Genomic DNA, 19,455 nt, shown 5'->3' with positions numbered 1-19,455 from the left:
GGGCGGGGATAATCCGCCCCCATCATGTCTGCCGTGTTCAACCAGCCCTCCCTGGCGCGTCGCATTGCGCCCATCTTCCAGGGCTTCGACGGCTTCCTGGCCTTTGCCGTGATGCTGCTCGCCTTTGCCGGGCTGCTCACCATGTATTCCTCCGGCTACGACCATGGCACGCGCTTTCTCGACCATGGCCGCAACATGCTGCTGGCCGGCGGCATCATGTTCGTGGTGGCGCAGGTGCCGCCGCAGCGGCTCATGGCCTTCGCCGTGCCGCTGTATGCGGCCGGGGTGGCGCTGCTGATCGCGGTGGCGCTGTTCGGCATCACCAAGAAGGGCGCCCAGCGCTGGATCAACGTGGGCGTGGTGATCCAGCCCAGCGAAATCCTCAAGATCGCGATGCCGCTCATGCTGGCCTGGTGGTTCCAGCGCCGAGAAGGCCAGTTGCGCCCGCTCGACTTCGTGGTGGCGACGCTGCTGCTGGCGGTGCCCGTCGGGCTCATCATGAAACAGCCCGACCTGGGCACCTCGCTGCTGGTGCTGGCGGCCGGGCTGGCGGTGATCTTCTTTGCCGGGCTGCCGTGGAAGCTGATCGTGCCGCCGGTGGTGCTCGGCGCGGTGGCCATCACACTGATCGTGGGCTTCGAGTCGCAGCTGTGCGTCGACGGCGTCGACTGGCGCGTGCTGCACGACTACCAGAAGCAGCGCGTGTGCACGCTGCTCGACCCGAGCAAGGACCCGCTGGGCAAGGGCTTCCACATCATTCAGGGGATGATCGCCATCGGCTCGGGCGGCGTGGGCGGCAAGGGCTTCATGCAGGGCACGCAGACGCACCTCGAATTCATTCCCGAGCGCACCACCGACTTCATCTTCGCGGCGTACTCCGAGGAATTCGGCCTGATCGGCAACCTGGCGCTGATCGCGGCCTTCATCTTGCTGATCTTCCGCGGGCTGACCATCGCGCTGAACGCGCCCACGCTGTTCTCGCGCCTGCTGGCCGGGGCGGTGACCATGATCTTCTTCACCTACGCCTTCGTGAACATGGGCATGGTCAGCGGCATCCTGCCGGTGGTGGGTGTGCCGCTGCCTTTCATCAGCTACGGCGGCACCGCCATGGTCACGCTGGGGCTGGGGCTGGGCATCCTGATGTCGATCGCGCGGGCCCGCAAACTCGCCCAGAACTAGAGTCCCCCGGGGCGGCACGGACGGGGGCGGCTGCCTAGAATGGCAGCCATGATCTCCCGCGAACCCACCATCGAGCGCCTCGCCACGGCGCAACAGCTCCTGCTCACGCCGTTCGGCCTGGACGAATCGCACCTGAGCAAGGCCCTGGCCGAGATCACCGCGCATCGCGTGGACGATGCCGACCTGTACTTCCAGTACACCCGCAGCGAGGGCTGGAGCCTCGAGGAAGGCATCGTCAAGACCGGCAGCTTCAGCATCGACCAGGGCGTCGGCGTGCGCGCCGTGAGCGGCGAGAAAACCGCCTTTGCCTATTCGGACGACATCTCCGAGGCCTCGCTGCTCGACGCGGCGCGCACGGTGCGTTCCATTTCCTCCGCCGGCCGCACCGCGCGTGTGAAGACCGTGCCGCGCAAGATCGCCTCCAGCCGCTCGCTCTACGGCGGCATCGACCCCATTGCCACGCTCGACAGCACGGCCAAGGTGAAGCTGCTCGAGAAGGTCGAGCAGCTCGCCCGCTCGCGCGACCCGCGCGTGGCGCAGGTCATGGCCGGCCTGGCCAGCGAGTACGACGTCGTGATGGTGGCGCGCGCCGACGGCACGCTGGCGGCCGACGTGCGGCCGCTGGTGCGGCTGTCGGTCACCGTGATCGCCGAGCAGAACGGGCGCCGCGAGGTCGGCTCGGGCGGCGGCGGCGGGCGCTTTGGCCTGGCCTATTTCACTGATGCGCAGATCGCCGAGTACGTCGACCACGCCGTGAAGGCCGCGCTGACCAACCTCGACGCCCGTCCGGCCCCGGCCGGCGAGATGACCGTGGTGCTCGGCTCGGGCTGGCCCGGCATCCTGCTGCACGAAGCCATCGGCCACGGCCTGGAGGGCGACTTCAACCGCAAGGGCTCGAGTGCGTTCTCGGGCCGCATCGGGCAGCGCGTGGCGGCCAAGGGTGTCACGGTGCTCGACGACGGCACCATCGCCGACCGCCGCGGCTCGCTCAACGTGGACGACGAAGGCCACGCCAGCCAGCGCAACGTGCTGATCGAGGACGGCATCCTCAAGGGCTACATCCAGGACTCGATGAACGCCCGCCTCATGAAGGTCAAGCCCACGGGGAACGGTCGCCGCGAGAGCTACGCCCACGTGCCGATGCCGCGCATGACCAACACCTACATGCTCGGTGGCGACAAGGACCCGCAGGAAATCGTCGCCAGCATCAAGAAGGGCCTGTACGCCACCAACTTCGGCGGCGGGCAGGTGGACATCACGAGCGGCAAGTTCGTGTTCTCGGCCAGCGAGGCCTTCTGGGTCGAGAACGGCAAGATCCAGTACCCGGTGAAGGGCGCGACCATCGTAGGCAACGGCCCCGACGCGCTCACCCGCGTGACCATGATCGGCAACGACATGGCGCTCGATTCGGGCGTCGGCACCTGCGGCAAGGAAGGCCAGAGCGTGCCCGTGGGCGTCGGCCAGCCGACCCTTCGCATCGACGGCCTGACGGTAGGTGGAACGGCTTAGGACTTTCGGCACTTGCCGGCTGTTTCATTCGGTTGCTAAGCTGCGCTTCTTTTTTGCGAACGACGAATCAAGGAGCATTTCAATGGGGAACAGGATCAATTCGCCCGCCGTGCTGTGGGCCGCGACCGCCGTGGTCGCGCTGGCCACAGCCGGTTGCGCATCGCGCGGTGGTTCGGGCAGCCAGCCCGCCGCCGCACCGGCACCCGCCCCGGCCGCCGCCGCGCCTGCGGCGCCCAGCGGGTCGAAGGCCGGCATGGACGCACGCGGCAACGTGGTGGATTCTTCCAAGGTCGAGGCCGGCAGCGGCCGCACCGTCAAGGGCCTGAACGGTTTCGAAGGCGAGATCACCGGCAACCCGGCGCGCAACAGCAAGTTCACGCGCCTGCAGATCGGCATGAGCACCAAGCAGGTCACCGACCTCGCCGGCCAGCCCACCGACCAGGGCGCCTACATCACCGGCAAGGCCTGGATTCCGTTCTACTTCGGCAGCGATCGCCATCGCTTCGAGATGACCTACAAGGGCCAGGGCCGCCTGATCTTCGCGGGCGGCGGCATGGGCGATTTCAGCAGCGGCAACCTGATCTGGATCATTCACAACGCCAACGAATCGGGCTACAGGTAAAAACAACACCGACCCGGCCGCCTGGCCGGGTTTTTGTTTTCCGTGCTACATTCCGCCCACATGTCCGCCCTCCGCGCTTACTTTTTTGCCTACTTTTGGTTCCCGGTTTCCGGCGGACGAGAGGCGAGCGCGTAAAGCAAACGAACACCCTCCCAGAACCGCCGGTGGCTTCCAGCCCCCGGCGGTTTTTTTATGCCCTGACGATTTTTCATTCACACCAACAAGGAAGAGAACCATGAGCACGAACACCCCTCCCGCCGGCGACAGCTGGTATGCGAGCGTCGAAAAAACCAGCAAGACCGACGACGAACGCATCAAGGACATCAACGTGCTCCCCCCTCCCGAACATCTGATCCGCTTCTTCCCGATCCGCGGCACGCCGATCGAAACGCTGATCACCGGCACCCGCCGCGGCATCCACAACATCATGGCCGGCAAGGACGACCGGCTGCTGGTGATCATGGGCCCGTGTTCGATCCACGACCCGGCCGCCGCCCTCGAATACGCCCGCCGCCTCAAGGCCGAGCGCGACAAGTACGCCGGCACGCTGGAAATCGTGATGCGCGTGTACTTCGAGAAGCCGCGCACCACGGTCGGCTGGAAGGGGCTCATCAATGACCCGTACCTGGACGAGAGCTACCGCATCGACGAAGGCCTGCGCATCGCACGCCAGCTGCTGATCGACATCAACCGCCTGGGCCTGCCGGCGGGCAGCGAGTTCCTCGACGTGATCTCGCCGCAGTACATCGGCGACCTGATCGCCTGGGGCGCCATCGGCGCGCGCACCACCGAAAGCCAGGTGCACCGCGAGCTGGCCTCGGGCCTGTCGGCGCCCATCGGCTTCAAGAACGGCACCGACGGCAACATCCGCATCGCCACCGACGCCATCCAGGCGGCGGCGCGCGGCCACCACTTCCTGTCGGTGCACAAGAACGGCCAGGTCGCGATCGTGCAGACCAACGGCAACCGCGACTGCCACGTGATCCTGCGCGGCGGCAAGACGCCGAACTACGACGCCGCCAGCGTCGAAGCGGCCTGCAAGGACCTCGAAGCCGCCAAGCTGCCGCCCACGCTCATGGTCGACTGCAGCCACGCCAACAGCTCCAAGCAGCACCAGAAGCAGATCGACGTGGCCAAGGACATCGCCGACCAGATCGCCGGCGGTTCGAAGCGCGTGTTCGGCGTGATGATCGAAAGCCACCTGCAGGCGGGCGCCCAGAAGTTCACGCCGGGCAAGGACCAGCTCTCGGGCCTCGAGTACGGCAAGAGCATCACCGATGCGTGCATCGGCTGGGACGATTCGGTGCAGGTGCTCGAGACCTTGTCTCAAGCCGTCAAGCAGCGCCGGGGCTGAAGCGTAGTTAGTTAGAGCATGCTGGCCAGGTCGGGCCAGTGGTGCCGCATCGACGCCGCTTCGTCGCTGCCGGGCGGCACCAGCGAGAAGTCGGCGAAGTCGAAGCCCGGCCCGACCATGCAGGCGACCAGCGTGTAGTCGCCCGCCGCGTGGCCCTGGATCGGGCGCGCGGCCTGCCACTGGCCGGCGGGCACCACGTGCTGCGGCCGGGTGCCGTGCACGTCGACTGGGCCCAGCTTCACGTGGGCCGGCGCGGTCCGCATCGCGGCGTCGCAGGTCCACAGCGCCAGCGGCACGCCTTCCAGGTGCACCCAGACCTCGTCGGACAGCACCCGGTGCCAGCGCGAATGCTGGTGGACTTCGAGCAGGAAATAGATGCTGGTCAGCGCGCTGCGCGGCGCGCGGCCGTCGGCGGGCGTCACGCTCGCGGCCGACCGGAACACCTCGCTGTACCAGCCGCCCTCGGGGTGGGGCTGGAGCTTCAGGGTGTCGATCAGCTCGCGCGCGCGCATGCCGTTCATGATGATTGGGCGGCGCGCAGGGCGTCCAGCAGTTTCTCGTGCACGCCGCCGAAGCCGCCGTTGCTCATGCAGACGATGTGATCGCCGGGCCGCGCGGCGGCCACCACCTGCTGCACCAGCGGCTCGATGGCGCCGGCGACCTGGGCGCGTGCGCCCATCGGTGCCAGCGCGGCGGCCGCGTCCCAGTCGAGGCCGGCCGTGTGGCAGAACGACAGGTCGGCCGATTCCAGGCTCCACGGCAGCTGCGCGGCCATCACGCCCAGCTTCATCGTGTTGCTGCGCGGTTCGAAGGCCGCGAGGATGCGCTCACTTTGCTTGCCGGCGTCGTCGAGCTTCTTGCGCAGGCCATCGAGCGTGGTGCGGATCGCGGTGGGGTGGTGGGCGAAGTCGTCGTAGACGGTGATCGCTCCGCCCTGGCCCTCGACCGTGCCGCGCAATTCCATGCGGCGGCGCACGTTGCGAAAGCGCCCGAGTGCGCGGGCCGCATCGGCCGGCGGCACGCCCACGTGGTCGGCCGCCGCGATGGCGGCCAGCGCGTTCATCTGGTTGTGCAGGCCCGAGAGCGCCCACTCGACCCGGCCGACCACTTCGCCGCGGTGCAGCACGTCGAAGGCGTCGTGCGTGCCGCGCGCTTGCCATTCCGTGGCCGGACCGCCGTCGCCGAAGCGGGCGAGTTCGCTCCAGCAGCCCTGGGCCAGCACGCGCTGCAGGCTCTCTTCGGTGGCGTTCACCACCAGGCGTCCGGTGCCGGGCACGGTGCGCACGAGGTGATGGAACTGGCGCTCGATGGCGGCCAGATCGTCAAAGATGTCGGCGTGATCGAACTCCAGGTTGTTCAGCACCGCGGTGCGCGGCCGGTAGTGAACGAACTTGCTGCGCTTGTCGAAGAAGGCGGTGTCGTACTCGTCGGCCTCGATCACGAAGGCCGGGCCGTTGCCCAGGCGGGCCGAGACGCCGAAGTCCAGCGGCACGCCGCCGACCAGGAAGCCGGGCGCCTTGCCGCCCTGTTCGAGCACCCAGGCCAGCATCGAGGTGGTGGTCGTCTTGCCGTGCGTGCCGGCCACGGCCAGCACATGGCGGCCCTGCAGCACGTGCTCGGCCAGCCACTGCGGGCCGCTGGTGTAGGGCTTGCCGGCGTCGAGGATGGCTTCCATCAGCGGGAACTTGGGGCTGCCGTCGGGCAGCCGGGCCCGCGAGACGACGTTGCCGACCACGAACATGCCGGGGGCGAGGGCCAGCTGGTCGGCGCCGAAGCCTTCGATCAGGTCGATGCCGAGCGCGCGCAGCTGGTCGCTCATCGGGGGGTACACGCCGGCGTCGCAGCCCGTGACCCGGTGGCCTGCTTCGCGTGCGAGGGCGGCCACACCGCCCATGAACGTGCCGCAGATACCCAGAATATGAATGTGCATCGGCCAATTCTAGGGAGGCGCTGCGGGTGCCCCGGCGGCTTCGCCCCGGGCGCCGTACTGATGTTCATGTGAGGGACGCTCGCAGCGGGCAAAATGCCCCGATGGACACGTCCAAGCGTGAAATCGCCGCCGTTGCCGCCCGACTCGTCGTCGAGGAGGGGCTTGAGTACGGCCCGGCCAAGCGTCGGGCGCTGCGCGAACTCGGCCTCCCGACGCGCACCGCGCTGCCCAACAACGACGAGGTCGAGGCCGAGGTGCGCGACTACATCGCGGTCTTCTGCGCCGACACCCAGCCCCAGGAACTGCACGCGCTGCGCCTGCTCGCGCTCGAGTGGATGGAGCGCATGGCCGTGTTCCGGCCGCATGTGGGCGGCGCCGTCTGGCACGGCACGGCCACACGTTTGTCAGACATTTATATTCAATTGTTCTGCGATGATTCCAAGTCGGCCGAAATCGCCCTGATCGATCACCACGTGGACTACGAGCCGCGCATGGTGACCGGCTTCCATGGCGAGCAAGTCGAAGCCCTCAGCGTCCACGCGCCGAGCCGGGCGCTGGGCGAGGAAATCGGGGTCCACCTGCTGGTGTACGACCTCGACGACCTGCGCGGCGCCCTCAAGCCCGACGCCCAGGGGCGCGCGCCGCGCGGCGACCTGAACGCGCTGCGCCGACGCATTGAACAAGAAAAGGACCAGTAATGACTTCAACGCCCACACGACGCGGCATGCTGTATGCCGGCGTGGCGGCAGTCGCTGCCGCGGCCGGCATTGCCGGCGCCTGGTGGCGGGAGCGCAATGACAGCGGCGTCGCGGCCACCGGCGGCGAAAAGCTCGATGCCGCCATGTTCTGGGACCAGCGCTTCGAGCGCCCCGAGGGCGGCGAGCTGGCCCTGTCGAGTCTGCGTGGCAAGCCCGTGCTGCTCAACTTCTGGGCCACGTGGTGCCCGCCTTGTGTCGAAGAAATGCCGATGATCGACGCCTTTTTCCGCGAACACGGCGCCAACGGCTGGCAAGTGGTGGGATTGGCCATCGACCAGCCCAGCGCCGTACGCAAATTCCTGCAGCGCACGCCGGTCACCTACCCGACCGCGCTGGCCGGCTTGCAGGGCATGGAACTGGTGAAGAATCTGGGCAACACGGGGGGCGGCCTGCCGTTCACCTTGGTGCTCCATGCCGACGGTTCGGTGCTGGCTCGTAAAATGGGCAAGCTTGAAACGACCGACCTGGACGCTTGGCGACGCCAACTTGTTCACGGTTAGAATTTAAATACACAAGCTGGCGTTAGACGCCAAACGCCGAAAATCGACGGTTTTCGGTCAAGTTCTTTCCTAAAGACCGGCAAAGCTGGCACTGGAGTCCCATGGATCTGCGCAAACTCAAGACACTGATCGATCTGGTGTCCGAATCGAATATTTCCGAACTGGAAATCACCGAGACCGAAGGCAAGGTCCGCATCGTCAAGGGTGGCGGTGCCGCCCCCGTGCAGTACGTGCAGACCCTGGCCGCCGCGCCCGCCGTGGCAGCGCCCGCCGTGGCCGGTGCTGCCGCCCCGGCCGCCGCAGCCCCCGCCGTCGAAGCCGCACCGAGCGGCCACGCCGTGAAGTCGCCGATGGTCGGCACCTTCTACCGTTCGTCCAGCCCGGGCGCCGCGGCCTTCGTCGAAGTCGGCAGCAAGGTGAACGAGGGCGACACGCTCTGCATCATCGAGGCGATGAAGATCCTCAACGAAATCGAGGCCGACAAGGCCGGCACGGTCACGCAGATCCTCGGCGAAAACGGCCAGGCGGTCGAATACGGCCAGCCGCTGTTCATCATCGAGTAAGCATGTTCAAGAAGATTCTGGTTGCAAACCGGGGGGAGATCGCCCTTCGGATCCAGCGCGCTTGCAGCGAAATGGGCATCAAGGCCGTGATGGTCTATTCCGAAGCCGATCGCGAAGCCAAGTACGTCAAGCTGGCGCAGGAAGCCGTGTGCATCGGCCCGGCGCCTTCGGGCCTGAGCTACCTCAACATGCCGGCCATCATCTCGGCCGCCGAGGTGACCGACGCTGAAGCCATCCACCCCGGCTATGGTTTCCTGAGCGAGAACGCCAATTTCGCCGAACGCGTGGAGCAAAGCGGCTTCCAGTTCATCGGCCCGACGCCCGACAACATCCGCACGATGGGTGACAAGGTCTCGGCCAAGCAGGCCATGATCAAGGCCGGCGTGCCCTGCGTGCCCGGCTCGGAAGGCGAACTGTCGGACGACGCCGCCACCAACAAGCGCATCGCCCGTGCGATCGGTTACCCGGTCATCATCAAGGCGGCAGGCGGCGGCGGTGGTCGCGGCATGCGCGTGGTGCACACCGAGGCGGCGCTGGTCAATGCGATCCAGATGACCAAGGCGGAAGCCGGCGCTGCCTTCAACAATCCGGCCGTGTACATGGAGAAGTTTCTCCAGAACCCGCGCCACATCGAAATCCAGATCCTCGCGGACAAGCACAAGAACGCGGTCTACCTGGGCGAGCGCGACTGCTCCATGCAGCGTCGCCACCAGAAGGTGATCGAGGAATCGCCGGCCCCCGGCATTCCGCGCAAGCTGATCGAGAAGATCGGCGAACGCTGCGCCACCGCCTGCAAGAAGATCGGCTACCGCGGCGCCGGCACCTTCGAGTTCCTGTACGAGAACGGCGAGTTCTACTTCATCGAGATGAACACGCGCGTGCAGGTGGAGCATCCGGTCACGGAGTTCACCACCGGCATCGACATCGTGAAGACGCAGATCATGGTCGCCGCCGGCGAGAAGCTGCCGTTCACGCAGCGCCAGATCGAGATGCGCGGCCACGCCATCGAGGTGCGCATCAATGCCGAAGACCCGTGGAAGTTCACGCCGTCGCCGGGCCGCATCACCATGTGGCACCCGCCGGGCGGCCCGGGCGTGCGCGTCGACTCGCACGTGTACACCAACTACTTCGTGCCCCCGAACTACGACTCGATGATCGGCAAGATCATCGTGTACGGCGACACCCGCGAACAGGCCATGGCGCGCATGCGCACGGCCCTGAACGAGACCGTGATCGAAGGCATCCAGACCAACATGCCGCTGCACCGCGAGCTGATGGTCGACGCCAAGTTCATGAGCGGCGGCACGAACATCCACTACCTGGAAGAGTGGCTCGCGGCGCACAAGCGCTGAGTCCACGCGCAACGCCCTGTATGTTTGAACTCCGCCTCATGGCGCCGGAAGACCGGGTCGAAATGCTCGGCGATGCGCTCGACGCACTCGATGCGCTGAGCGTGTCGGTCGAAGACGCCGATGCGCAGACCGATGCCGAGCAGGCCCTGTTCGGCGAGCCCGGCATGCCGCCGCCCAAGGAGGGCTGGCAGCGTTCGCGCGTGATCGCGCTGTTCCCCGACGAAGCGGCCGCCCACGAGGCGGCCTCGGTGCTCGCGCTGCAGGACTTCTTCGAAGGCTGCGCGGTGCTCGGCGTGGCGCCGGTGCCTGACCAGGACTGGGTGCGGCTCACGCAATCGCAGTTCGCACCGGTCGAGATCACGCCCGAGTTCTGGATCGTGCCGACCTGGCACGAACCGCCCGCGCAAGCCAAGCAGGTGATCCGGCTCGACCCGGGCCTGGCTTTCGGCACCGGCACACACCCGACCACGCGCATGTGCCTGCGCTGGATCGCGACGCAGGGCGAGGGCGCCTTTGCCGACCAGCGCGTGCTCGACTACGGCTGCGGCTCCGGCATCCTGGCCATCGGCGCGGCCAAGTTCGGCGCGCGCACCATCGACGCTGTCGACATCGACGAGGCCGCGGTCTCCTCGACCCGCCTCAACGCCGAGGCCAACGGCGTGCAACTGAACGCCGGCCTGCCCGAAGCGGCCAAGGGCGAGTACCAGACAGTGCTCGCCAACATCCTCGCGACGCCGCTCAAGGTGCTGGCACCGCTGCTGCGCAGCCATGTGGCCGCCGGTGGTTCGCTGGTGCTGGCCGGCATCCTCGAGCGCCAGGCCGACGAGCTGAAGGCGGCCTACGCGCCGTACGCCGCGCTCGAAGTCAGCGACACCGAGGACGGCTGGATCCTCATGACCGCACGCTGCTGAAGCGTGTGGCCGGGCGCTCGCGCTGCGGGTGCCCCGGGCGCCTGCCTGCGTGGCGAGGGCCCAACCCTACAATCGCCCGGTCATGAGCCTCGTCACGCGTTGCCCCGCCTGCACCACCACCTTCAAGGTGGTGCGTGACCAGCTTCGCATCTCGGACGGTTGGGTGCGCTGCGGCCGCTGCAGCCATGTGTTCGATGCCACGCTCGATCTGCAGGAGGCGCCCGATGGTGCGGTGTCCGCGCCTGCCGCGCCGGCGCCTGCGCCCACATCGGCACCTTCGCCGATGTCGTCGATGGCCGCACTGGTGGCGTCTTTCGAGGACGCGCGCATCGACCTGGCGGCCGCACGGCCGGCGGTCGAGGAGGCCGACTTTCTCGATGACGAGTCCGAGCCGCAGGCGCCATCGCCTGCTCCTCAAGAAGAAGCTGGGCTGTCGACCGCCGCCACCAACGTCGCGCCGGCTGCGTCCCCGCTGCCTTTCGAGCTGACGCTGCCCGCACACGGCCTCGCCGCGGACGAGCCCTGGTCCGACCTCGACGCCACCGAGCCCGCATGGCGTCCGCCCGCGAGTTCGCTGCCGCCGTTTCCGAACATCGACCTGAACCTCGGCGCACCGCCGCCCGCATCGCCGCCGCCTGCGCCGCCCTTGCCCGACCTGCCGCGCAGCTCAGCGCTGCGCGGGCTGGTTGCAGCGACCGGCGAGAACGACGACGGCGCGGCCGCGGAGCGCGAGCAGGAAGAGAAGGATCACGACCAGCTCCTGATCCAGAAGGCGCTGCGCCGTGCGCGCGCCAAGTCGGCCAAGATCGCGAACGCCAAGGCGCGTGACGCGCAGCACGAAGACGCGTCCGCGCCGCTGCCGGGCCCCGGCATCCGTGCCGAAGGCGAGCCGGATTTCTCGCTCTCCGCGACCTTCGAGGCGCCTGAAGACCATCCCTTCGCCGAAGAAGAAGAGCCAGCCGAAAAGGCCATCGGCTTCTGGCAACGCAAGGGCGTGCGCCGCCTGCTCGTGCTGCTGGCCGTGCTCGCGGCGTTGGCCCTCATCGTGCAGATCGTTCGCCACGAGCGCGACGGCATCGTGGCGCGCCAGCCGAACCTGCGGCCCGCCCTGTCGGCGCTGTGCCAGTACACCGGTTGCGAGCTTGCGGCGCTGCGCCAGATCGGCGACATCGTGATCGAGGGCGCGGCCTTCGCGCGCGAGAAGAGCGGCGGCAACGACTACCGTCTGAGCTTCACCTTGCGCAATGCGGCGACCGTGCCGCTCGCGATGCCGGCCATCGAGCTGTCGCTGCTCGACACGCAGGAACAAGCTGTCGTGCGGCGCGTGCTGACGCCCACCGACTACGGCGCGCCGGGCGTGCTGGCGGCGCGTGCCGACCGCGCGGCCTCGCTGCCACTGACCCTGTCGGCCAGCGAAGCGGCGGCACTGCCGCCGATCGCGGGCTACCGCGTCGAAGCTTTCTATCCCTGAGCGGAGCGCCGACACGCGCGCCGTTCGTTTCCTTTCTCATCCAACCTACGGTCCACCCATGGCAGCAGTGATTTGCGGTTCCCTCGCGTTCGACACCATCATGACTTTCGAAGGCCGGTTCGCCGACCAGATCCTGCCGGACCAGCTGCACATCCTGAATGTGTCGTTCCTGGTGCCGGGCCTGCGCCGTGACTTCGGCGGCTGCGCCGGCAACATCGCCTACAGCCTCAACGCCCTGGGTGGCACGGCGCTGCCGATGGCCACGCTGGGCAGCGACGGCGCCGACTACGCCGAGCGCATGCGCACGCTGGGCATCAGCACGGAGTTCGTGCGTCAGCTCGACGACACCTTCACCGCGCAGGCGATGATCATGAACGACACGGACAACAACCAGATCACGGCGTTCCATCCTGGCGCGATGCAGCAGGCGCACATCACGAAGGTGGTGCCGCGCGAGGACATCAAGCTCGGCATCATCGCGCCCGACGGCCGCGAGGCGATGCTGCAGCACGCCGAGCAGTTCGCCGCCGCCGGCATTCCCTTCGTGTTCGATCCGGGCCAGGGCCTGCCGATGTTCGACGGCGACGCGCTGCGCCACTTCATCGAGCTCGCGAGCTGGGTCGTCGTCAACGACTACGAAGGCAAGATGCTGTCGCAGCGCACCGGCTGGAGCCTGGCCGAGATCTCGCAGCGCGTGCGCGGCCTCGTGGTCACGCTGGCGGCCGAGGGCTGCGAGGTGTGGACCGGTGGCGAGCGCGAGCACGTGCCCGGCGTGACGCCCACGGCCGTGGTCGAGCCCACGGGCTGCGGCGATGCATGGCGCGGTGGCCTGCTGTACGGCCTGGAAAAGGAATGGCCGCTGGCGCGCTGCGCCGCGCTTGGCAACCGCATCGGTGCGCTCAAGATCGCGCAGCGCGGACCGCAGAACTACCAGATCGATCGCGCGACGCTCGACCTGTGATTCGCTGACGACCCGCCCGCATCGCTTCGGCGATTCGGCGACAGCGGGCGCCCATGAAAAAAGCCCGGCACCTTGCGGTGCCGGGCTTCGTGCCTTTCAAGGCCGCTGAGAATTCACTCAGGGCTTGCTGGCCGTCGGAAACGGCCAGGCTGCCTGGGGATTCAGCGTCGTTTGCGCCGCAGGGGCAGGCGCTACGGCAGCCTTCGCAGGCGCGGCGGCCTTCTTGGCAGCAGGCTTCTTGGCAGCAGCGGCAGGCTTGGCAGCGGGCTTTTTCGCGGCTTTCTTGGCCGCGGCCTTCTTGGCAGGGGCCTTCTTGGCGGCAGCCTTCTTCGCAGGGGCCTTCTTCGCAGCAGCCTTCTTGGCAGGCGCCTTCTTCGCTACGGCCTTCTTGGCAGGCGCCTTCTTGGCGGCGGCCTTCTTTGCCGGAGCCTTCTTGGCAGCGGCCTTCTTCGCCGGTGCAGCCTTCTTCGCTACGACCTTCTTGGCTGCAACCTTCTTGGCCGCGACCTTCTTTGCCGGAGCCTTCTTCGCTACGACCTTCTTGGCGACAGCCTTCTTAGCCGGAGCCTTCTTGGCAGCGACCTTCTTTGCCGGAGCCTTCTTCGCGGCGACAGCCTTCTTAGCCGGAGCCTTCTTTGCAGCGGCCTTCTTGGCCGGCGCTTTCTTTGCAGTTGCCATTTCTATTTCTCCTTGATCAAGTTGAAAAAATCAACCTATTGAAGCACTCCACGCGCGTTGGGAGCGTGAAGCGATTCATGGCGTTGGAATCTGAGCCCCAGCACCATGAACACCTGAGCCCTCGTCCATGCCGCGCTCTTTGGCGCAGTCGGTGGCAAGGGCAATTCTTGAATTCATGAATTGTTGTGTATCGAAAAATTCAATCCCAGGAGAGCGCACCACCCGACTGGTACTCGATCACGCGGGTTTCGAAAAAGTTGCGCTCTTTCTTCAGGTCAATCATTTCGCTCATCCAGGGGAACGGGTTTTCCTCGTTCGGGAAGAGCGTTTCGAGGCCGATCTGCTGCGCGCGCCGGTTGGCGATGTAGCGCAGGTAGCCCTTGAACATGGAGGCGTTCATGCCGAGCACGCCACGCGGCATGGTGTCTTCGGCGTATTTGTATTCGAGCTCGACGGCCTTCATGAAGAGGTCCTTGATCTCGGCCTTGAACTCTGCGGTCCACAGGCCAGGATTCTCGAGCTTGAGCTGGTTGATCAGGTCGATGCCGAAATTGCAGTGCATCGACTCGTCGCGCAGGATGTACTGGTACTGCTCGGCAGCGCCGGTCATCTTGTTCTGACGGCCCAGCGCAAGGATCTGCGTGAAGCCGACGTAGAAGAAGAGACCTTCCATCAGGCAGGCGAACACGATGAGCGACTTGAGCAGCGTCTGGTCGGTCTCGTGCGTGCCGGTCTTGAAGTTCGGGTCGCTGATGGCGTCGATGAACGGGATCAGGAACTGGTCCTTCTCGCGGATCGACGGCACTTCGTTGTAGGCGTTGAAGATCTCGCTCTCGTCCAGGCCGAGCGACTCGACGATGTACTGGTACGCGTGCGTGTGGATCGCTTCCTCGAAGGCCTGGCGCAGCAGGAACTGGCGGCACTCGGGAGCCGTGATGTGGCGGTAGGTGCCCAGCACGATGTTGTTGGCGGCCAGCGAGTCGGCGGTCACGAAGAAGCCGAGGTTGCGCTTGACGATGCGGCGCTCGTCTTCGGTCAGGCCGTTCGGGTCTTTCCACAACGCGATGTCGCGCGTCATGTTCACTTCCTGCGGCATCCAGTGGTTGGCGCAGGTGGCGAGGTACTTTTCCCAGGCCCACTTGTACTTGAACGGCACCAGCTGGTTGACGTCGGTCTGGCCGTTGATGATCCGCTTGTCGGAAGCCTTGACGCGCTGGCCTGCAGCGGCGGCCACCGGTGCGGTGGCAGTGGCGGGTTGTGCAAGCGACGAAGTCGGAGCGGCGACCGCGCGGCCAGCGGGAAGACCGCCGGTCGATGCGTGGTGCTGCTGCAATCCTTGTTGCATATCCTTTGGTAAGGAGGGCTTGACTTCTTCGTCCCAGGTCAACATAGAAAAATCCAATGCGCAATTATCGGAGCAACGATGTGAGTTGCAAAGTGCTCGTTCACATCGTGCGCCATTTATGGGGTTGTTATGTTGCTCGCATGCATCGCGCGACGTCAGTCAATGCCTTGATTGATTGAACGTCGCGCGCTTTTCACTTGTGCGAGCACCTCGCTGATCGATCGAAGCGTCTTGTGTGTTGACGCTTCACTTGCACATCACTGGCAGGCTTCGCAGGTCGGATCGTCGACACCGCAGAACGCGATGTCGGTGGCGGGCATCGCGCTCATCTGTGCCTTCGCTGCAGCAGCGGCGGCTTCGAGTGCGCTCATGCCCGAGGGTGCGTCGTTGCCCGACGACACCGCGTTGAGACGGCCCGATTGCACCGTCGACTTTTCAGCGTGCGTCGCGCTCTGCGTGCGCAGGTAGTACGTGGTCTTCAGGCCGCGCAGCCAGGCGAGCTTGTAGGTGTCGTCGAGCTTCTTGCCCGAGGCGCCGGCCATGTAGATGTTCAGCGACTGCGCCTGGTCGATCCACTTCTGGCGACGCGCGGCGGCTTCCACCAGCCACGTCGTCTCGACTTCGAACGCGGTGGCGTACAGCGCCTTCACGTCCTGCGGCACGCGGTCGATGGGACGCAGCGAACCGTCGAAGTGCTTCAGGTCCATGACCATCACGTCGTCCCACAGGCCCAGGCGCTTCAGGTCGCGCACCAGGTAGTGGTTGATCACGGTGAACTCGCCCGACAGGTTCGACTTGACCGACAGGTTGCCGAAGCAGGGTTCGATCGAGGCGTCCACGCCGATGATGTTCGAGATGGTCGCCGTGGGGGCGATGGCCACGCAGTTCGAATTGCGCATGCCGTCGGCCTTGATCTTGGCGCGCAGCGAATCCCAGTCGAGGGTGGCCGAGCGGTCCACTTCGACGTAGCCGCCGCGGGCCTTCTCGAGCAGGTCGAGCGAGTCGATCGGCAGGATGCCCTTGTCCCACAGCGAGCCCTTGTAGCTCGAGTACTTGCCGCGTTCCTTGGCCAGCTCGGTCGAGGCCCAGTAGGCGTGGTAGCAGATGGCTTCCATCGACTCGTCGGCGAACTGCACGGCTTCCTGCGAGGCGTAGGGAATGCGCAGTTCGTACAGCGCGTCCTGGAAGCCCATCAGGCCCAGGCCGACCGGACGGTGGCGCAGGTTCGAGTCGCGCGCCTTCTTCACGGCGTAGTAGTTGATGTCGATCACGTTGTCGAGCATGCGCATCGCGGTCGAGATGGTGCGCTTGAGCTTTTCCTGGTCGACCTTGCCGTCCTTCAGGTGCTGCAGCAGGTTCACGGAACCCAGGTTGCACACGGCGGTTTCGGTGTCGCTGGTGTTCAGCGTGATCTCGGTGCAAAGGTTCGACGAGTGCACGACGCCGGCGTGCTGCTGCGGCGAGCGCACGTTGCAGGCGTCCTTGAAGGTGATCCAGGGGTGGCCGGTCTCGAACAGCATCGTGAGCATCTTGCGCCACAGGTCCGAGGCCTGGAGGGTGCGCGCGGGCTTGATCTCGCCGCGGGCGGCCTTCTCTTCGTAGGCGACGTAGGCCTTTTCGAAGTCGGCGCCGAACAGGTCGTGCAGGTCAGGCACGTTGGAGGGCGAGAACAGCGTCCAGGTGCCCTTTTCCATCACGCGGCGCATGAAGAGGTCGGGGATCCAGTTGGCGGTGTTCATGTCGTGCGTGCGGCGGCGGTCGTCGCCGGTGTTCTTGCGCAGCTCCAGGAACTCCTCGATGTCGAGGTGCCAGGTTTCCAGGTACGTGCAGACGGCGCCCTTGCGCTTGCCGCCCTGGTTCACGGCCACGGCCGTGTCGTTCACCACCTTCAGGAACGGCACCACGCCCTGCGATTCGCCGTTGGTGCCCTTGATGTGGCTGCCCAGTGCGCGCACGCGGGTCCAGTCGTTGCCCAGGCCGCCGGCGAACTTCGACAGCAGCGCGTTTTCCTTGATCGACTCGTAGATGCCGTCCAGGTCGTCGGGCACGGTGGTCAGGTAGCAGCTGGACAGCTGCGAGCGCAGCGTGCCGGCGTTGAACAGGGTGGGCGTGCTCGACATGAAGTCGAACGACGACAGCACTTCGTAGAACTCGATGGCGCGGGCTTCGCGGTCGATTTCGTTCAGCGACAGGCCCATGGCCACGCGCATGAAGAACGCCTGCGGCAGCTCGATGCGGGTCTTGCGCACGTGCAGGAAGTAGCGGTCGTACAGGGTCTGCAGGCCCAGGTAGTCGAACTGGTTGTCGCGCTCGGCCTTCAGGGCGGCGCCCAGGCGGGGCAGGTCGTACTGCAGCAGCTTCTCGTCGAGCAGCTCGTTCTCGACGCCCTTCTTGATGAACTGCGGGAAGTAGTCGGCGTAGGCGGTGGCGCGCTCGACCGGCATCACTTCGCGGCCGATGATCTCCTTGAAGATCGTGTGCAGCAGCAGGCGCGCGGTGGCGAAGGTGTAGTCGGGGTCCTTCTCGATCAGCGTGCGGGCGGCCAGGATGGAGGCCTTGTAGACCTCGTCCAGCGGCACGCCGTCGTACAGGTTGCGCATCGTCTCGGCGACGATGGGGGCGGCGGTGATGCTGTCGCCCAGGCCCTGGCAGGCCGATTCGATCAGGCCCTTGAGCTCGCTCAGGTCCAGCGCCACGCGCTCGCCGTTGTCGAGCACGTGCAGTGCCGGTGCGGCGGGCACGTCCTGCTCGCCCTGCTTGGAGCGTTCCTGGGTGCGGCGTTCGCGGTACAGCACGTAGGCGCGCGCGATTTCATGGTGGCCGCCGCGCATCAGGCCGAGCTCGACCTGGTCCTGCACGTCTTCGATGTGGAAGGTGCCGCCGCCCGGACGCGAGCGCACCATGGCGCGGATCACGCCTTGCGTCAGCGTGTCGACGGTCTCGCGCACGCTGGCGGAAGCCGCGCCCTGGGTGCCGTGCACCGCCAGGAAGGCCTTCATCATCGCGATGGCGATCTTGTTCGGTTCGAAGGGAACGACGGCGCCGTTGCGGCGAATGATCTGGTAGTGCGCGAGGTTCTGACCGGTGGGCGAGCCCGCAGTGTCTTGTTGCTGCTGCGGCGTCGCGGGGACGGCGCGGGGGGTCGACGGGGTGTTCAGTGCAGTTTGCATTCGCTTCCTCTCGGTTGTGCAATTCTTGTTGGTTGGCAAGGCCTCGCGGGCCTTGCGTCGGCGTTGTTGCCGAACGGGAAGACACTATATCTAGGGTGTCTGTGCCCTACAAGCCACTACAGGTAGTGTTTTCCTATGGACGCAACCCTTGCAGGAATTGCGCCGCATCCAGCGCATCGCCAGCGATGCCGCGTGAATACTGGCCCATGGTGGCGCAACCCGCACGGGGCGCGGCTTGCAAGGCGATTTGGGCCTGCAGCCCGCATGGTTGCTACGTCGCGTGCCTGCGCTTGCGAGATTGCTGCGCTGCGAGAGCGGCGCATCGCGGGCCACGGAGCGATTGAAAAAATTAGCGCGTGACCACCTGCTCGGGAAACATCTGTGGATTCCAGCCGAGCTGTTCGCGCAGCAGGCGCCAGTCGAAACCGGCGCCGGGGTCCTGCTTGCGACCGGGCGCGATGTGCTCGTGGCCGGCGATGTGGGCGATGGCGTAGTGCTGCGCGAGCGCGGCGCACAGGCTGGCCAGCGTCTCGTACTGCGCCTCTTCGAAGCGCTCGCCCTCGAGGCCTTCGAGCTCGACGCCGACGGAGTCGTCGTTGCAGTTGGTGCGCCCGCGCCACGACGACACGCCGGCGTGCCAGGCGCGGTCGTCGCAGCTCACGAACTGCCAGAGCTCGCCGTTGCGGCGCACATAGAAGTGCGAGGACACCTCGAGCCCGCGGATCGACTGGAAGTACGGGTGCGCGTCCCAGTCGAGCCGGTTGGTGAAGAGCTGCTGCACGGCGTCGCCGCCGTATTCGCCCGGCGGCAGGCTGATGGAGTGCAGCACGATCAGGTCGGTCTGCGCGCCGACGGGGCGCGGTCCGAAGTTGGGCGAGGGCAGGGCCTTGGCGAAGCGGTACCAGCCGGCGCGCCAGAGTCCATCGTCGCTGGCCGGTGTCGTGGCGAGGTCGTCAGTCGTCGGCATGCGCGGTGGTGCCGTCGTCGCCGTTGGGCGTGGAGATGCCCAGGCGCGCGATGCGGTAGCGGATCTGGCGCAGGCTCATGCCCAGCCGCGCGGCGGCGGCCGTGCGGTTGAAGCCGCTTTCGTGCAGCGCGCGCACGAGGATCTCGCGCTCCTGCTGGTCGAGCCAGGCTTGCAGGTCGGAGGGC

General features: G+C 66.6%; 18 protein-coding genes. 11 read left to right on the top strand and 7 right to left on the bottom strand.

Annotated features, from left to right (window positions below; genetic code table 11):
- Window positions 1–24 precede the first annotated feature (24 nt).
- The 4 genes from rodA to AC07Y4_RS29895 all read left to right on the top strand — a co-directional run bounded on the left by rodA (window position 25) and on the right by AC07Y4_RS29895 (window position 4,664).
- Window positions 25–1,179: a rod shape-determining protein RodA gene (rodA, locus tag AC07Y4_RS29910; protein WP_062481224.1), complete on the top strand. Its 1,155-nt coding sequence runs from the start codon at window positions 25–27 to the stop codon at window positions 1,177–1,179.
- A 48-nt stretch (window positions 1,180–1,227) separates the two neighbouring features.
- The gene (gene tldD / locus AC07Y4_RS29905) at window positions 1,228–2,688 is read left to right on the top strand and encodes a metalloprotease TldD (protein ID WP_095743620.1); all 1,461 of its coding nucleotides are present in this window, start codon (window positions 1,228–1,230) and stop codon (window positions 2,686–2,688) included.
- 82 nt (window positions 2,689–2,770) lie between these two features.
- The gene (locus tag AC07Y4_RS29900; protein ID WP_062481228.1) at window positions 2,771–3,310 is read left to right on the top strand and encodes a hypothetical protein; all 540 of its coding nucleotides are present in this window, start codon (window positions 2,771–2,773) and stop codon (window positions 3,308–3,310) included.
- A 235-nt stretch (window positions 3,311–3,545) separates the two neighbouring features.
- Window positions 3,546–4,664, top strand: coding sequence for a 3-deoxy-7-phosphoheptulonate synthase (locus AC07Y4_RS29895; RefSeq protein WP_101491181.1), 1,119 nt, complete (start codon window positions 3,546–3,548; stop codon window positions 4,662–4,664).
- Window positions 4,665–4,675: 11 nt separating this feature from the next.
- Here the strand turns inward: AC07Y4_RS29895 and AC07Y4_RS29890 are convergent, their stop codons facing one another.
- A complete protein-coding gene (locus AC07Y4_RS29890; RefSeq protein ID WP_095948193.1) occupies window positions 4,676–5,185 on the bottom strand; it encodes a cupin domain-containing protein in 510 nt (169 codons plus the stop codon).
- Window positions 5,182–6,594, bottom strand: a complete 1,413-nt coding sequence (gene mpl, locus AC07Y4_RS29885; protein WP_487848078.1) for a UDP-N-acetylmuramate:L-alanyl-gamma-D-glutamyl-meso-diaminopimelate ligase — start codon at window positions 6,592–6,594, stop codon at window positions 5,182–5,184. Before mpl ends, AC07Y4_RS29890 begins: the two co-directional genes overlap by 4 nt.
- A 101-nt stretch (window positions 6,595–6,695) precedes the next feature.
- On the opposite strand from mpl, the gene AC07Y4_RS29880 reads away from it, so the two are divergent.
- From AC07Y4_RS29880 to AC07Y4_RS29850, 7 genes are all read left to right on the top strand, one after another.
- Window positions 6,696–7,292, top strand: coding sequence for a hypothetical protein (locus tag AC07Y4_RS29880; protein ID WP_062481235.1), 597 nt, complete (start codon window positions 6,696–6,698; stop codon window positions 7,290–7,292).
- Complete coding sequence (locus AC07Y4_RS29875) at window positions 7,292–7,852, top strand: TlpA family protein disulfide reductase (protein WP_062481237.1); 561 nt, start codon at window positions 7,292–7,294, stop codon at window positions 7,850–7,852. The genes AC07Y4_RS29880 and AC07Y4_RS29875 overlap by 1 nt, the downstream gene beginning before the upstream one ends.
- 101 nt (window positions 7,853–7,953) lie before the next feature.
- Complete coding sequence (gene accB / locus AC07Y4_RS29870; RefSeq protein ID WP_070060113.1) at window positions 7,954–8,415, top strand: acetyl-CoA carboxylase biotin carboxyl carrier protein; 462 nt, start codon at window positions 7,954–7,956, stop codon at window positions 8,413–8,415.
- Between the two features lie 2 nt (window positions 8,416–8,417).
- Entirely contained in the window at window positions 8,418–9,767 is a 1,350-nt protein-coding gene (gene accC, locus AC07Y4_RS29865; protein ID WP_307695591.1) for an acetyl-CoA carboxylase biotin carboxylase subunit, read from the top strand.
- 20 nt (window positions 9,768–9,787) lie between these two features.
- A complete protein-coding gene (gene prmA, locus AC07Y4_RS29860) occupies window positions 9,788–10,678 on the top strand; it encodes a 50S ribosomal protein L11 methyltransferase (RefSeq protein ID WP_354345688.1) in 891 nt (296 codons plus the stop codon).
- 82 nt (window positions 10,679–10,760) lie between these two features.
- Entirely contained in the window at window positions 10,761–12,149 is a 1,389-nt protein-coding gene (locus tag AC07Y4_RS29855; protein WP_487848077.1) for a zinc-ribbon and DUF3426 domain-containing protein, read from the top strand.
- A 58-nt stretch (window positions 12,150–12,207) separates the two neighbouring features.
- Window positions 12,208–13,110, top strand: coding sequence for a carbohydrate kinase family protein (locus AC07Y4_RS29850; RefSeq protein ID WP_095743623.1), 903 nt, complete (start codon window positions 12,208–12,210; stop codon window positions 13,108–13,110).
- Between the two features lie 117 nt (window positions 13,111–13,227).
- Here the strand turns inward: AC07Y4_RS29850 and AC07Y4_RS29845 are convergent, their stop codons facing one another.
- From AC07Y4_RS29845 to AC07Y4_RS29825, 5 genes are all read right to left on the bottom strand, one after another.
- Window positions 13,228–13,788: a histone H1-like DNA-binding protein gene (locus tag AC07Y4_RS29845; RefSeq protein WP_056575601.1), complete on the bottom strand. Its 561-nt coding sequence runs from the start codon at window positions 13,786–13,788 to the stop codon at window positions 13,228–13,230.
- Between the two features lie 199 nt (window positions 13,789–13,987).
- Window positions 13,988–15,178: a ribonucleotide-diphosphate reductase subunit beta gene (locus tag AC07Y4_RS29840; RefSeq protein WP_487848076.1), complete on the bottom strand. Its 1,191-nt coding sequence runs from the start codon at window positions 15,176–15,178 to the stop codon at window positions 13,988–13,990.
- A 212-nt stretch (window positions 15,179–15,390) separates the two neighbouring features.
- Window positions 15,391–18,303 (bottom strand): ribonucleoside-diphosphate reductase subunit alpha, encoded by a 2,913-nt coding sequence (locus AC07Y4_RS29835; RefSeq protein ID WP_487848075.1) that lies wholly within the window; start codon window positions 18,301–18,303, stop codon window positions 15,391–15,393.
- 349 nt (window positions 18,304–18,652) lie between these two features.
- Window positions 18,653–19,270: a 1,6-anhydro-N-acetylmuramyl-L-alanine amidase AmpD gene (ampD, locus tag AC07Y4_RS29830; protein ID WP_487848074.1), complete on the bottom strand. Its 618-nt coding sequence runs from the start codon at window positions 19,268–19,270 to the stop codon at window positions 18,653–18,655.
- On the bottom strand, window positions 19,257–19,455 hold a 199-nt coding region (locus AC07Y4_RS29825), incomplete at its 5' end, for a helix-turn-helix domain-containing protein (protein WP_495275504.1). The genes AC07Y4_RS29825 and ampD, both read right to left, overlap by 14 nt.

Source organism: Variovorax sp. GW460-12-1-14-LB1 (assembly GCF_059423605.1).
Note: the sequence above shows the minus strand (reverse complement) of the source record. Positions and strands in the feature narration are given on the sequence as shown.